Below are 13,248 nucleotides of genomic sequence, written 5' to 3' on the forward strand. Positions count from 1 at the left end.
CGGTGCGCCGCGCCCGGGAGCGGGTCCTCAGCCCCGCAGCCCGGGGAAGTCCGCCTCCGTGTACTCGACGCCGTACCCGTCGGGCCCGGGCGCCGCGGCGCCGCCCGCGCCGGAGCGGTCCGCCGCCTCCTCGCGCTCCCGCAGCACCACCCGGCGGATCTTGCCCGAGATCGTCTTCGGCAGGTCGGTGAACTCCACCCGGCGCACCCGCTTGTAGGGGGCGAGGTGCTCCCGGGCGAAGCTCAGGATCTCCCCCGCGAGCTCCCGGGTGGGCTCCGTTCCGGCGGCGAGCACCAGGTAGGCCTTCGGCACCGCGTGCCGGACCGGGTCCGGGGCCGGGACCACGGCGGCCTCCGCCACCGCGGGGTGCTCGATGAGCACGGACTCCAGCTCGAACGGGGAGATTCGGTAGTCGGAGGCCTTGAAGACGTCGTCGGTGCGGCCCACGTACGTGTAGACGCCGTGCTCGTCGCGGCGGGCGATGTCGCGGGTGTGGTACCAGCCGTCCTGGACGACCTCGGCCGTGCGCCCGGGCTCGTCGATGTAGCCGGCCATGATCCCGGGCGGGTCGTCGTCGACCTTCAGGCAGATCTCCCCCTCCTCGGCGGGCGCGCCCGTCCGGGGGTCGAAGAGCTCGACGACGAATCCCGGCAGCGGCCGGCCCATGGCCCCCGGCACCACCGGCTGCCCGGGGGTGTTGGCGATCTGCAGCGTGGTCTCCGTCTGGCCGTAGCCGTCCCGGATGGTCACGCCCCACGCGTCCTGGATCCGGCGGATCACCTCGGGGTTGAGCGGTTCGCCGGCGGAGACCGCCGACGTCGGCGGGTCCTGCACGCGGTGCAGGTCGGCCTGGATGAGCATCCGCCACACCGTGGGCGGGGCGCAGAAGCTGGTGACGCCGGCCCGGCCCATCTGCTCCATGAGCCCGACCGCGTCGAAGCGGGCCTGGTTGTGGATGAACACGGTGGCCTCGGCGATCCACGGGGCGAAGAAGTTGGACCACGAGTGCTTGCCCCAGCCCGGTGAGGCGATGTTCAGGTGGACGTCCCCGGGGCGCAGGCCCATCCAGTAGACGGTGGACAGGTGCCCGAAGGAGTACGAGTAGTGGGTGTGCTCCACGAGCTTGGCCTGGGACGTGGTGCCGGAGGTGAAGTACAGCAGCAGGGGCTCCCGGGAGCGCGTGACGCCCTCCGGGACGAAGACGGGGTCCGCCGCCGCGGCCTCGGCGTACGGGTGCACGGGACGGCCGGGCAGCTGCGCGCGCGCCGCCTCGACCTCCGCGCCGGCGCCGACGACGACGAGCTCGTAGTCCCCCTCGACGCCCGCGAACTTGGGCGCGTTGGCGGTGTCCGTGACGACCCACGAGACCTTGCCCCGCTGCACCCGGTCCAGCAGGTCCGCGGGCGGCATCATGACGGCGGTCGGGATCAGGGGAGCGCCCAGCTTCATCCCGGCGAGCTGGGTCTCCCACAGCTCGAGCTGGTTGCCGAGCATGAGCAGGACGCGGTCGCCACGCCGGACTCCGAGGCCCCGCAGCCAGTTCGCGGTGCGGTCCGAGGAGTCGGCGAGCTCCCGGAAGGTCCGGCGGAGCTCCGTGCCGTCCTCCTCGACGATCCACAGCGCGTCCCGGGCCCCGCGCTCCGGGTCCCGGGCGACGTGGTCGAACCAGTCCAGGGCGTAGTTGAAGTGCTCCATCCGCGGCCAGCGGAACTCCGCACGGGCCCGGTCGTAGTCCTCGCGCAGCTCCAGGACGCGGTCCCGGGCCGCCTCGTACTGCTCGGAGACGCCAGGGGCGGCGTCGGACATCGCGCTCGTGGGGACCGGCTCGGCCATCGGGGACCTCAATCTTTCCGTTGCGGGCCGGGCGGGCTCGTCCGGCGGGCCATCCCGAGCAGTCTAGTGCGGCACACCCCTCCCCGTCCGGGGCGGGCCCGGTGCCGGCTCTGGAAGGATGGTCCCCGCACCCCCGCCCCGGAAGGAGCCCCGTCCCGCCATGCTGTCCACGGCACCCGACGTCCCGGCCCGCGCCGGCGCCCGCGAGTGGGCCGCCCTCGTGGTCCTGATGCTGCCGGTGCTGCTGATCTCCGTGGACAACACGGTGCTGAACTTCGCGCTGCCGGAGATCTCCCGGGAGCTGCGCCCCACCGGGACGCAGCTGCTGTGGATGGTGGACGCCTATCCGCTGGTGCTCGCCGGGCTGCTCGTGCCCATGGGCTCCCTCGGGGACCGGGTGGGCCGCCGCCGGCTGCTGCTGGTGGGCAGCACGGGCTTCGCGGCCGTGTCCGCGCTCGCCGCGTTCGCCCCGACCGGGGAGGTGCTCGTCGCCGCCCGGGCAATGCTGGGGCTCTTCGGGTCGATGCTGATGCCCGCCACCCTGTCCCTGCTGCGCAACATCTTCCACGACGCGACGCAGCGGCGGGCGGCCATCGCGGTGTGGGCCACGGGGTTCTCGGCGGGCGGCGTCCTGGGCCCGGTCGTGGGCGGTCTCCTGCTCCAGCACTTCTGGTGGGGGTCCGTGTTCCTCCTGGCGGTGCCGGTGCTGGTGCCGCTGCTCGTCCTGGCCCCCGTGCTGGTGCCCGAGTCCCGCAACCCGGCGCCGGGCCCGGTGGACGTGCCCAGCGCCGCGCTGATCGTGACAGCCATGGTGGCGCTGGTCTACGGCATCAAGGACCTCGGCTCGCACGGGCCCTCCGCCGGGGTGCTGGCCGCCGCGGTGGCGGCCGTGGCGGCCGGGGTGCTGTTCGTGCGTCGCCAGCTGCGCAGCCCGGTGCCGATGCTGGACCTGCGCCTGTTCCGCCACGCCCCGTTCACCGGCGGGCTGCTCAACAACCTGGTGGCCTCGACCACGTTCATCGGCTTCCTGTTCTTCGTCTCCCAGTACCTGCAGCTCGTGGAGGGCATGCCGCCCCTGGAGGCGGGGCTGGCCCTCATGCCGGGCGCCGCCGTCACGATCGCCTCGGGGCTGCTGGTGGTGCACGTGGTCGGCTTCGTGCCACCGGCACTCGTGCTCGGCGGCGGGCTGCTGGTCATGGCGTCGGGCTTCCTGCTCGTCCTGCTCGGCGACCTCTCCGGCGGGCTCGTGCTCGTGGTCGCCCTCATGGTCATCGGGCTCGGCTCGGGCGCGTCCCAGACGATCGCGGGGGACCTGATCCTCACCGAGGTGCCCCCGGAGCAGGCCGGGGCCGCCTCGGCGATCTCGGAGACCGCCTACGAGCTGGGTGCCGGGCTCGGCGTGGCCGTCCTGGGCACGGCCGTGACCGCGACCTACGCCCGCCGCACGGCCGTGCCGCCCGGGCTGGACCCGGAGCAGGCCGCCACCGCGTCCGAGACCCTCGGCGGGGCGGTCGACGTCGCCGCGACCCTCGGCCCGGACGCGTCCGGGGAGCTCCTGGCCTCGGCCGTCGCCGCCTTCGAGGCCGGCGTGCACCTGTCCGCCGGGATCGGCACCGCACTGCTGGCCGGGACCGCCGTGGTCGTGGGCCTCCTGCTGCGCCGGGTCCCACGGCTCCGGCGCCGGTAGCGGGCCCGCTCAGTCGGCCGACCGCGACCTGACGTGCTGCTCCACCCGGGCCAGGTCCCGGGGGTGCGGTGCGCTGTCCCGGAACTGCTCGAGCAGCACGTCGACGTGCTCACGCGCCTGCCGCTGCACGGAGGGGTGGACGGTCGCCGCCTCGATCCGGGCGGCGAGGTCCACCAGGGCGAGCAGGACGCTCACGTGCCCGGTGGCGTGCGGGCGGATCTGGTCGAACGGCATGTCCACGAGTTCGTCGAGCCCCACCGGCCCGTACCGCAGGCGGTGCACGCCGTCCACCACGATCGTGTTGCCGGGCAGCGGGCGGGCGACGGCCCTGACGAGCCCGGTCGCGATCTCCTCGATGGCGTTGACCGCGGTGTAGGGGTCGTTGGTGCTCGGGGACAGGGCGCGCACAGCGAGCTCCACGACCTGCTGCTCGGCGAACCGCACGTCCTGGTCGGCCGAGCGCGAGTCGCTCAGCCGGACGCAGCGCCGCAGCCGGCCCTCCAGCTCCTCGGCCCGGTGCTCGGGCCACACCCGGGCCAGGGGCTCCGTGGCCAGGACGTGGTCGCCCACGCGCGGGACGAGCTCGACCTCGACGTCCCCGGACTCGGCGTGGTCGAGCAGCCGCTCGAAGCCGACGCTGACGACGTATCCGTCGCCGCCCGCCGTGACCTCACCCCCACCGCCGCGGTGCCGCACCGTCCGGACCAGCTCCTCCGGCATCTCCTCCGGGTGCCACCGGTCGATCACGTCCAGCAGGTGCCGACGGGCGCCGCGGACGAGGGTGTCCACCTGCACGGAGTCCGCGATGTGGTGGATGAAGTAGACGATCAGTGCGACGTCCGCGACCGCCATCACCACCGCGAGGTTGACCGCCACGTGCGGGACGAACGGCTGGGCGAGGTCGTCGGAGGCCGAGCGGATCGTGCGCAGGACCAGCAGGGTGTAGATGAACGTGGAGACGAGCACGCCCAGCACCACCTGGTTCCCGCGGTCCGCCATGAAGTTGCGCACCAGCCGGGGCCCGTACGTGGAGCTGGCCGTGGCGATCACCGAGATGGTGATGGAGAAGGCGGTGGCGGCCACCCCGAGCATCGACCCGCCGATCGCGGCGAGCATCGCCCGGGACCCGTCGATGCCGACGGCATAGACCCAGACGACCCACGGGGAGTCCAGGCCCTCGGGCAGCCAGCGGTCGAGGGCCACGACGGACTGGGCCAGCACGACGGCGGCGAGCACGCATACGGCGGGCACGAACCAGAACTTGTTGAACACCCGGCGCCAGGAGCCCGACAGATTATCCATGGGGACACCCTAGACCCGCCCCGGAGTCTGATCACGGACGCACACGTCGGACGTCGGCGTCCGGCCCGAGCTGCCGGGCACGGGCGGGCGCCGCAGCAGCCCGGACACGCTCCCACCGGGCCCGGGTAAGCTGGGCGCCCGGACCCGCGCGCCCGCGGACGCACCGCCCCCTTGCCGCCCCACCCTGACCGCTCCGAGGAGACCTCTCCATGCTCAACGCTTCGCGACCGCGCCGACGGAACAGGAACGCCCGGCTGCTGCGGACCGGTGCGGCACCGGCTCTGGTCCTGGCGCTGGCGGCGCTGACCGGGTGCGGCTCCGACTACCCCCTCGGTGAGGAGCAGCGCCGGGCCGCGGAGGAGGGCGGCTCGGACCTGTCCGGGATCCTCACCGGCGTGGGGTCCTCGGCGCAGAACGCCGCCATGCTGACGTGGCGCAGCGGCTTCGAGTCGATGCACCCGGACGCGCAGGTGCAGTACCTCTCCGCGGGCTCCGGCGCGGGGCGCAGCGCGCTGGTGGGGGGCGGCACCGACTTCGCCGGCTCGGACGCCTACCTGGACGAGGAGGAGCAGGCCGAGGTCCGGGACTTCTGCGGTCCCGGGGGCGCCCTGAACATCCCCGTCTACATCTCGCCGATCAGCGTCGCCTTCAACCTGCCCGGCGTCCAGGAGCTGGACCTCGACGCCGAGACCATCGCAGGCATCTTCCGCCACGAGATCACACGGTGGGACGACCCGGCGATCGCGGCCCAGAACCCGGACGTGGAGCTGCCCGATCTGCCGATCACGCCCATCGCCCGCGCGGACGACTCGGGGACGACCGAGAACTTCACCGACTACCTGCACTCGGTGGTTCCCGAGGTGTGGACGGACGAGGAGGACGGCAGCTGGCCCGCGGAGCTGCCCACGGAGCGTTCCCAGGGCAACGCCGGGGTCGTGAGCCTCACGGCCGAGACCGAGGGCGCCGTCACCTACGCGGACGACTCGCTCGTGGACGACTCCCTCGGCAAGGCCAGGGTGAAGGTCGGGTCCGAGTACGTGGCCGTGTCCGGTGAGGCTGCCGGCACCGCGGTGGGCGAGGCCTCCCGAGTGGAGGGCACCGGTCCGCACGACATCGCCCTCGAGCTGGACCGGGAGCCGGACGCGTCCGGGGCCTATCCGGTGGTCCTGGTCTCGTACCACATCTACTGCAGCAGCTACGCGGATCCCGAGGTCCTCGAGCTGGCCAAGGCGTTCGGGCACTTCGTGGTCAGCGAGGAGGGCCAGCAGGCGTCCTCGGAGGCCGTCAAGAGCGCCCCCCTGCCGGAGAACCTGACCGCCGAGGCGCAGGCCGCCCTCGACTCCATCAGCCTCCGCTGACCGGTCGGGACGGGAGCTCGTCCCTGCCCGGGCACCCGGCGCCGGACACGGTCGCGGCGGTGCGGACGCGGCTCGCCGGCCGCTGACGGCGGCGCCCTACCCGGGACGGTCGGGCCCGGGACCGTCCGGCCGCCGGTCCCGCCGGACGAAGCGGACCACGCGGACGGCGATGACCGCGGCCCACAGCAGCAGCAGCACGAACACGAAGGCGCTGAACACCCCGTCCTCCGAGGACCAGGTGAGGAGCTGACCCGCGAGCAGCAGCACCGCGGTCGCGGACAGCAGGACGAGGGCCGTGCGCTCGCTGCTTCGCTCGGACATGGCGGCTCCTGCCGGTCGGCGTCCTGGTCCCCGGATCCTCGCACACCCCGGGTGCGCGCGTCCTGCCCTCGGCCGGACGCGGGCCCCTGGCCCTTCGCTGCGGCGGCCCGCCCCGCTACCGTGGAGTCGTCCCCGACAGAGAGGCTCGCCGATGCGCCGCACCATTCCCGCCGTGGCCCTGCTCGCACTGACGCTGACCGGGTGCGACGACCGGCCGGAGGAGGCGGAGAGCACCCCCGGCGTCTCGCCCACCTCGTTCAGCCCTCCACCGCCGGTCACGACGACTCCGACCGCCGGCCCGGACGGTCTTCCGACGGACCCCGGGACCGGGCCCGCGGCTCCTGCGCCGGACCCGCCCGGCCCCGAGTCGGTCCCCACCCCCTCCGCGCAGCTCGACGGGCAGTAGGGCGGCCCCTGCGGGGCGACGTCGTCGTCCGGCAGGACAAAAGTGCAGGGGACGCCGACGGACGTCTACACCTCGATCCCCCGGGCGACACGCCCGACCCGCGAGTGCACACGGACTCTCACATGCATAAACATGGACGTACCCCCTCTTTCTGGAAGGCACCCCCATGTACGAGAACACCGCTCTCGTCCCCCAGCCCCACTGGGCCACCCGTCAGGAGCTGACCGACCCCGAGACGGTCACCAACTCGCGGGAGCTGTCCGCCCGGTCCCTCGCCGGCCCGTCACCGGTCGCGCTCCTGGAGACCTGGGAAGTCATCACCACCGCGGACGGCTCCTACGCCCACCCCGACGGCCTCGTCCTGCACATCGGCCACGAGGCGTGGACCGTGGAGCAGGCCAGGGCCCTGCGTGAGCGCATCGGCGAAGCCCTGGCCCTGCTCGACTAGCAGCTCCCGCCCCGGCCGCCCTCGAGCTCCCTGCCGCCCGCGCAGGCCTCAGCTCCACGGACGGGAGGCAGGGTGTCGCGCCCTCACCGGGGCGCCGTGCCCCTCCCTGTCCCCCCTTGCGTGTCTTGCAACTGCAAATCCCCTCCCGTAGGAAGGGAGCGAGCTGACGGGCTGGGGCCCGCCGCGCGGATGAGGGGAACGCGTCCATGACGGAGCGGCGGGAGACGTCGACGGGCCTGGTGGCACTCGGGGTGGTGCTGTTCCTCGTGCCGTTCTGGGTGCTGCGCCGGCTGGAGCTCCCTCTCTGGGCCACGGTGCTCTGGTCGGGCATCGTCGTCCTCGTCTGCCTCCTGTTCGGCTGGTGGGCTCGCCGTGCGGCACGCCACGAACGATTCGGCCTCGAGGACCAGTGGGCCTCGGGCCTGCCCGCCCCCCAGGCCCTCGACCGCATCACGGAGCATTTCCGCGCGGAGGGAGCCGCGGTCCGGCAGCAGGGCAAGGAGGTCGTCGTCGACGTCGGGTCCGACTTCACGTTCCGCTTCACCGGCATCGAGTCCGTCAAGGGCCGCCGTCGCTTCCCCTCCACCCTCACCGTGACGGCGACCGGCACCGGCGCCGGTTCCGTCCTCAGAGCGCACTGCCGCGACAACCTGGGGTGGTACGCCAGGATGCACTCCTGGATCCCGCAGTGGGCGGCCGAGCGCAACGCCCACCTCGTCGACTCCGCCCGGTGCCTCACCGGCGCCGCCACGGAACGCACTCATCCGGACAGCACCGGGGACCGGCCGTCCGACGACAGCTTCCGTCCGGAGAACGCGATGAACCGGTCCCACGCCGTGCTGGTGTGGGGCGGCTGGGCCGTCGCCACGGTCCTCGTCGTCCTGGACGGTGGGAGCCCACCGGCCTTCTACTGGTTCCTGACCTCCGTCGCGGCCCTCTTCACCGGCCTCACGATCCGGTCCCGACGACGCCGGGACCGGTCCTGGCCCCGGCGGGTGCAGAAGACGTGAACCGGCACGGCCCGCGCCGCTCCCCGGGCCGGTGTGGCCGTGCGGTGGCCACGGGCCGTCCCGCGACATGACGAAGGGCCCTACTCCCCCGGCAACTCGCGGAAGTAGGACCCTTTGCGTGCGTGGGCCCCGTGGGGCTCGAACCCACGACCCATGGATTAAAAGTCCACTGCTCTACCAACTGAGCTAGAGGCCCGTGCTCCACCGACGGGCGCGGCCGGTCCGGAGCGGGCACCACTCTACCGCACGGTTCCCACCGGGAGCCGGTCCCACCCCCGGGGCGGCCGACCCCGGATTTGCACAGCCGCCTGACGGTTAGAGTGGTGGCCAGTCCCGTGCCACCCACGCCCAGCCGACCGGAGGACCGACCGTGCCGCACCCGAGCACCGAGGAAGACGAACGCGCCGAGACGGGGCTCTTCGGCCCGTCGGCCGTCACCGAGTACCTCGAGCAGGTGGTGGAGCAGCTGCGGGACGTCCGCGGCGGCGAGCCCAGCCCCTCCATCCCCGCCCTGGCGCAGGCCGACACCGAGCCCTTCGGCATCGTCATCGCCACCGCTGACGGTCACGTGTACGAGGCCGGCAGCACACGGGACGAGTTCAGCATCCAGTCGATCTCCAAGGCGTTCACCTACGCTCTCGCCCTCTCCGACCTCGGGGCGGAGGCGGTGCACGCGAAGATGGACGTGGAGCCGAGCGGGGACGCCTACAACGAGATCTCGCTCCAGCCCGGCACCGGTCGCCCCGCCAACCCGATGATCAACGCCGGCGCGATCGCCTCGACGTGGCTCGTGCCGGACAGCGACCGCGACCTGCGCCGGGACCGGATCCGCGAGGCCTACTCGCGGTGCGCGGGCCGGGAGCTGGCGATCAGCCCGGAGGTCTTCGCCCAGGAGCACGACGCCGGGGACCGCAACCGCGCCCTGGGCTATCTCCTGGCCTCCGCGGGCATCATCGAGGGGGACCCGGCCCAGGCCCTCGAGGACTACTTCGCCCAGTGCTCGGTGCTGATCACGTGCCGGGACCTCGCCCTGATGGGCGCGACCCTCGCCAACGCGGGCACGAACCCGCTGACCGGGGACGAGGTCTTCGACGCCCGGACGGTCTCCCGGGTGCTGTCCGTCATGAGCTCCTGCGGGATGTACGACGACGCCGGGGAGTGGATGGTCCGGGTGGGCCTGCCGGCGAAGTCCGGGGTGGGCGGCGGCATCATCGCCGTCCTGCCCGGGGAGCTGGCCGTGGCCACCTTCTCCCCGGCCCTGGACCGGCACGGCAACAGCGTGCGCGGGGTGCTCGCCTGCGAACGGCTCTCCCAGGACCTCGACCTGCACTTCACGCACACCGCCCGGGTGGCCCGCTCCACGGTGCGCGCCAGCTACCCGATCGACCAGTCCCCGTCACTGGTGCGCCGCAACGCCGAGGCCGAGGCGGTGCTGGCCGAGCACGGCAAGGACGCCGTCGTGGTGGAGCTGCAGGGTGACCTGCTGTTCACCGGCACCGAGACCGCGATCCGCACGGTCCGCGACGTCGCCTACGACGCCCAGTACGTGGTCGTGGACATGCGCCGGGTGGACGTGATCGCCGAGTACGCGATGCCGCTCCTGGCCAAGACCCGGGCCGAGCTGCTGGCGGCGGGCCGCACCGTGGTGGCGGTGGCCACCGATCCGGGCTTCGCCGGTTCCTTCAAGGGCGAGCCGCCGCTGGAGGTTTTCCCCAGCCGCGCCGCGGCCATCAAGTGGGTCGAGGACGCGCTGCTCGAGGAGCACGGCGGCCCGGAGTGCACCCCGTCCCGGGTGAAGCCCGTGGAGTCCGAGCTGTTCTCCCGGCTGGCCCCCGAGGACGCCCGCGTCCTGCGCGCGCGGACCGTCGAGCGGACGTGGGCGGCCGGGGAGAACATCCTGCGCACGGGGCAGAACTTCGCCGGCATCCACCTCATCGTCAGCGGCAGCGTGTCGATGTCCCTGCGCACGCCCGTCGGCGAGCGCGTCGAGCTCCAGGTCCTCGGGCCCGGCATGAGCTTCGGGGAGCTCGCCCTGGGCACCGGGGACAAGCAGCACGTGACGCTCAGCGCCGTCACCGACGTCACCGCGCGGGTGCTGCCCCCGCAGGCGCTCGCGGAGCTGGAGCGGGAGGACCCCGCGCTGGGCCTGCGGCTGTGGAAGGCCCTGGCCCGGGACGGCTTCGAGCGGGCCGACCAGCAGTGGCGCGACGCGGCGGTGCACGCCTCGGCCAGCGACTGGTGAGCGATCCGTGGTCCGCCGCGGGCCACGGCCGTACGCTGGGTGCATGAGCGAAGCGCCCCGCCACCACAAGCCGGTGAAGTTCTCCCCGGAGCAGTTCGACGCGCACGAGGGCGGCCCCGACCCGGCCCGCGTCTCCGAGGCGGCCCACCTCGCCGCCCACGCCCTGGTCTCCCGCGGGCGCGCCAGCGACGACCCCGAGATCAGCCGGCGGCTCATCGAACTGACCGACGAGCAGGGCCTGGAGGGGATCGCCGAGATGTGGGCGGAGGCCCCGGCAGTCTCCCTGCCCGGGGCCCTGTGGCGGCTCTACGCCCTGCGGGCGGGGGTGCGGAAGGACCCGGTGCGGATGGGCCGCTACTTCACGGCGGGACGGAGCACCGCGCAGGTGTCGCACGTCGTGGCCGGTGTCGCGGAGCCCCCCGGGGCGGAGGAGATCACCTCGATGGCGGACGCGATCCTCTCCGGGGCGTTCAACGGGGAGTTCGACATCGCCCTGGACCGGTTCGCGGCCTTCTGCCGCGTGATCGCCCTCGGCCGGATCCGGCTCGCGGACACCGGGCAGATGCCGGTCGTGGACCCGGGCGCGGCGCGCGCTCCGAGCACCGTGGCCCTCACCCAGCGGCTCGAACGGACCGCGGAGGAGCTGGAGGCCGCGGCGAACCAGTGGCGCCGCGGGCACCTCGACTGAGGCCCGCCGTGCGGGCGCCCGCAGCCGCAGGACTTGGCGTCACGGACACGTCGACTACCATGGAAGCCAGGTGCCGGGCCGCGGCAGCCCCGGGCTCCATCACATAGCCGCCACGAGCGGCCTTCCGCCGAGAGGCGCTCCCGGTCCGGCACCGCCCTCACCCCTCCTCCCGGGACCGCTGGGCGCCCGCGGGCCGTTCGACAGCCCCATGTACAGTGGGATCCGCCGTGCTCCGCGGCGCAGGTCCCGACGCCCAGGACGGTCAACACATGGCGCTTCGCATCTTCCCGGAGGACGAGCTGGTCCTGGACCTGCTGGCGGACATGTCGGGACAGGTGACGGAGAGCGTCCGGCTCCTGTCCGAGCTGCTGGGCTCCCCCGAGTTCGACGCCGCGACCCTCGACGCGATCCGGGAGTGCGAGGCCCGGTCGACGGACCTGTACTTCTCCGTGATGACCACGGTGCGCTCCACGTTCGTGATCCCCATTCCCCGGCAGGACGTCTACCTCCTGGGGCACTGGCTCAACAAGGCCGCGGAGGAGCTGCTGGCCGTCGCGGAGGCGCACGTCGCCTACGCCCTCAACCGGCCGCCCGCCTACGCCACGGACCAACTCGGGGTGATCGAGCGGATGTCCGAGCTGACCACCCGGGCGATGCGCGATCTCGGCAGCCTCCAGGGCCTGGACGACTACTGGTACGAGATGCTGCGGCTGGGCAAGCAGTCCGAGCGCATCTACCAGCTGCACATGACGCACCTGCTCGAGAACCACAAGGCGATCCCCGCCATGCGGCGCGAGCGCGCCGTCCGGCGCTTCGCCGGGGCCGCCCGGGCGCTGGTGCGGGTCTCCACCGAGGTGGGCCGCATCGTCGTGGCGGAGTCCTGACCCCGTGCTGACGGCCCTGACGCTCCTCGGGATCGTCCTGACCGTGACCCACACCGTCGTCAACGGTTTCCACGACGCCCCCAACGCCCTGGCCCTGCCCGTGCGCTTCCGCGCCCTCACGCCCCGGGTCGGCCTGGTGTTCACCGCGCTCGTCAACGCCGCCGGCGTGTGGGCCGCCGCCTACCTGCTCGCGGACTGGATCATCACGGGCGTCCCCGTGCCGCACGACGTGGTGGGCTCCGCGGCGATCGTCTGCGCCCTGGTGACCACGATCGGCTGGAACCTGCTCACCTGGTGGTGGGGCATGCCCAGCTCCTCGACCACGGCGCTGTCGGGCGGGCTGCTGGGCGCTCTCCTGGGCGCCCACGCCGTGGACCTCGTGGCACAGAACCCGCTGACGGTCACCGCCCTGTACCAGGTCGTGGTCCCCCTCGTGCTGGCGCCGCTGGCCGCCTACGCCGCGGCCTGGACGCTGGTGGTCCCCCTGCTGCACCTGCTGCGGCACTCCGAACCGGACGCGACCACGTTCCGGTCCCGGCTCGTCCTCGCCAGCGGGGCGGCGGCCGTCTCCTTCGGGCACGGCATCCACCACGGCCGCCGGGCCGCGTGGATCCTCGCGACGCTGCTGCTGTGCGCAGGGGTCCCGGACCCGCTCGGGGGGTCCGCGCCGTGGCTGTTCCTGGTCGTCGCGACCGGGCTGGCCGTGGGCACCCTGTTCGGGGCCTGGCGGATCGCGTACACCCTGTCCTCCCGGATGGTCACGATCGACCCGTTCCGCGGCGCCGTGGCCCAGGGCGTGGCGGGGTCCCTGCTGTTCCTGGGCGGGACGCTGATCCCCGTGCCGATGTCCACGTCCCAGACCACGGCCGCCGCGATCCTGGGCGCGGGACGGCAGCAGCGCTTCCACACGGTCAACGTCCGGGTGGTGCGGCGGGTCCTCCTTGTGTGGTTCCTCACCGTCCCGGCGTGCGGGGCGATCTCCGGCACGCTCCTGCTCGCCCTCTCCCCCCTGCTGTAGGACCGCTCCGCGGACCCCGCACCGGGGTCGAGGGCGCCGACGACGACGGGC

12 protein-coding genes and 1 tRNA gene are annotated in these 13,248 nt (G+C 73.5%); 9 read left to right on the forward strand and 4 right to left on the reverse strand.

The annotated features are described in order from the left end of the window. Window positions 1-27: 27 nt before the first annotated feature. A complete protein-coding gene (locus tag ACH9D2_RS04725) occupies window positions 28-1,833 on the reverse strand; it encodes an AMP-binding protein (RefSeq protein WP_396361601.1) in 1,806 nt (601 codons plus the stop codon). Between the two features lie 160 nt (window positions 1,834-1,993). On the opposite strand from ACH9D2_RS04725, the gene ACH9D2_RS04730 reads away from it, so the two are divergent. Continuing rightward, the gene (locus ACH9D2_RS04730; RefSeq protein WP_396361602.1) at window positions 1,994-3,520 is read left to right on the forward strand and encodes an MFS transporter; all 1,527 of its coding nucleotides are present in this window, start codon (window positions 1,994-1,996) and stop codon (window positions 3,518-3,520) included. Between the two features lie 9 nt (window positions 3,521-3,529). Here ACH9D2_RS04730 and ACH9D2_RS04735 read toward each other — a convergent pair whose 3' ends face one another. Beyond that, on the reverse strand, window positions 3,530-4,822 hold the full coding sequence (locus ACH9D2_RS04735; protein ID WP_396361603.1) for a DUF2254 domain-containing protein: 1,293 nt from the start codon (window positions 4,820-4,822) through the stop codon (window positions 3,530-3,532). A 209-nt stretch (window positions 4,823-5,031) separates the two neighbouring features. Here ACH9D2_RS04735 and pstS point away from each other — a divergent pair, with 209 nt between their 5' ends. After that, window positions 5,032-6,180 (forward strand): phosphate ABC transporter substrate-binding protein PstS, encoded by a 1,149-nt coding sequence (gene pstS, locus ACH9D2_RS04740; RefSeq protein WP_396361604.1) that lies wholly within the window; start codon window positions 5,032-5,034, stop codon window positions 6,178-6,180. A 96-nt stretch (window positions 6,181-6,276) separates the two neighbouring features. On the opposite strand, the gene ACH9D2_RS04745 is transcribed toward pstS, so the two are convergent. After that, window positions 6,277-6,501, reverse strand: a complete 225-nt coding sequence (locus ACH9D2_RS04745; RefSeq protein ID WP_396361605.1) for a hypothetical protein — start codon at window positions 6,499-6,501, stop codon at window positions 6,277-6,279. Window positions 6,502-6,652: 151 nt separating this feature from the next. Here ACH9D2_RS04745 and ACH9D2_RS04750 point away from each other — a divergent pair, with 151 nt between their 5' ends. The 3 genes from ACH9D2_RS04750 to ACH9D2_RS04760 all read left to right on the forward strand — a co-directional run bounded on the left by ACH9D2_RS04750 (window position 6,653) and on the right by ACH9D2_RS04760 (window position 8,365). Then, entirely contained in the window at window positions 6,653-6,907 is a 255-nt protein-coding gene (locus ACH9D2_RS04750; RefSeq protein ID WP_396361606.1) for a hypothetical protein, read from the forward strand. Window positions 6,908-7,073: 166 nt separating this feature from the next. Continuing rightward, window positions 7,074-7,355, forward strand: coding sequence for a hypothetical protein (locus ACH9D2_RS04755; RefSeq protein ID WP_396361607.1), 282 nt, complete (start codon window positions 7,074-7,076; stop codon window positions 7,353-7,355). Window positions 7,356-7,561: 206 nt separating this feature from the next. After that, window positions 7,562-8,365 carry a hypothetical protein gene (locus tag ACH9D2_RS04760; protein ID WP_396361608.1) on the forward strand — a complete coding sequence of 268 codons (804 nt, stop codon included), beginning with the start codon at window positions 7,562-7,564 and terminating at the stop codon, window positions 8,363-8,365. Window positions 8,366-8,488: 123 nt separating this feature from the next. Here ACH9D2_RS04760 and ACH9D2_RS04765 read toward each other — a convergent pair. After that, window positions 8,489-8,561 (reverse strand) — tRNA-Lys (locus ACH9D2_RS04765). A 174-nt stretch (window positions 8,562-8,735) separates the two neighbouring features. Here ACH9D2_RS04765 and glsA point away from each other — a divergent pair. The 4 genes from glsA (at window position 8,736) to ACH9D2_RS04785 (ending at window position 13,197) form a co-directional block, all read left to right on the forward strand. Further along, on the forward strand, window positions 8,736-10,607 hold the full coding sequence (gene glsA, locus ACH9D2_RS04770) for a glutaminase A (protein WP_396361609.1): 1,872 nt from the start codon (window positions 8,736-8,738) through the stop codon (window positions 10,605-10,607). A 43-nt stretch (window positions 10,608-10,650) separates the two neighbouring features. After that, on the forward strand, window positions 10,651-11,295 hold the full coding sequence (locus ACH9D2_RS04775) for a hypothetical protein (protein ID WP_396361610.1): 645 nt from the start codon (window positions 10,651-10,653) through the stop codon (window positions 11,293-11,295). A 269-nt stretch (window positions 11,296-11,564) separates the two neighbouring features. Continuing rightward, a complete protein-coding gene (locus ACH9D2_RS04780) occupies window positions 11,565-12,179 on the forward strand; it encodes a DUF47 domain-containing protein (protein ID WP_396361611.1) in 615 nt (204 codons plus the stop codon). Between the two features lie 4 nt (window positions 12,180-12,183). Then, window positions 12,184-13,197 carry an inorganic phosphate transporter gene (locus tag ACH9D2_RS04785; RefSeq protein WP_396361612.1) on the forward strand — a complete coding sequence of 338 codons (1,014 nt, stop codon included), beginning with the start codon at window positions 12,184-12,186 and terminating at the stop codon, window positions 13,195-13,197. The last annotated feature ends 51 nt before the right edge of the window (window positions 13,198-13,248 follow it).

The organism is Kocuria rhizosphaericola (genome assembly GCF_044462205.1).
In the GTDB taxonomy this organism is placed as follows: domain Bacteria; phylum Actinomycetota; class Actinomycetes; order Actinomycetales; family Micrococcaceae; genus Kocuria; species Kocuria rhizosphaericola.

What these genes read in the sequence shown, in the direction of transcription:
- ACH9D2_RS04725 (WP_396361601.1), bottom strand. Translation starts at nt 1,833, where the DNA reads ATGGCCGAGCCGGTCCCCACGAGCGCGATGTCCGACGCCGCCCCTGGC.
- ACH9D2_RS04730 (WP_396361602.1), top strand. Translation starts at nt 1,994, where the DNA reads ATGCTGTCCACGGCACCCGACGTCCCGGCCCGCGCCGGCGCCCGCGAG.
- ACH9D2_RS04735 (WP_396361603.1), bottom strand. Translation starts at nt 4,822, where the DNA reads ATGGATAATCTGTCGGGCTCCTGGCGCCGGGTGTTCAACAAGTTCTGG.
- pstS (WP_396361604.1), top strand. Translation starts at nt 5,032, where the DNA reads ATGCTCAACGCTTCGCGACCGCGCCGACGGAACAGGAACGCCCGGCTG.
- ACH9D2_RS04745 (WP_396361605.1), bottom strand. Translation starts at nt 6,501, where the DNA reads ATGTCCGAGCGAAGCAGCGAGCGCACGGCCCTCGTCCTGCTGTCCGCG.
- ACH9D2_RS04750 (WP_396361606.1), top strand. Translation starts at nt 6,653, where the DNA reads ATGCGCCGCACCATTCCCGCCGTGGCCCTGCTCGCACTGACGCTGACC.
- ACH9D2_RS04755 (WP_396361607.1), top strand. Translation starts at nt 7,074, where the DNA reads ATGTACGAGAACACCGCTCTCGTCCCCCAGCCCCACTGGGCCACCCGT.
- ACH9D2_RS04760 (WP_396361608.1), top strand. Translation starts at nt 7,562, where the DNA reads ATGACGGAGCGGCGGGAGACGTCGACGGGCCTGGTGGCACTCGGGGTG.
- ACH9D2_RS04775 (WP_396361610.1), top strand. Translation starts at nt 10,651, where the DNA reads ATGAGCGAAGCGCCCCGCCACCACAAGCCGGTGAAGTTCTCCCCGGAG.
- ACH9D2_RS04780 (WP_396361611.1), top strand. Translation starts at nt 11,565, where the DNA reads ATGGCGCTTCGCATCTTCCCGGAGGACGAGCTGGTCCTGGACCTGCTG.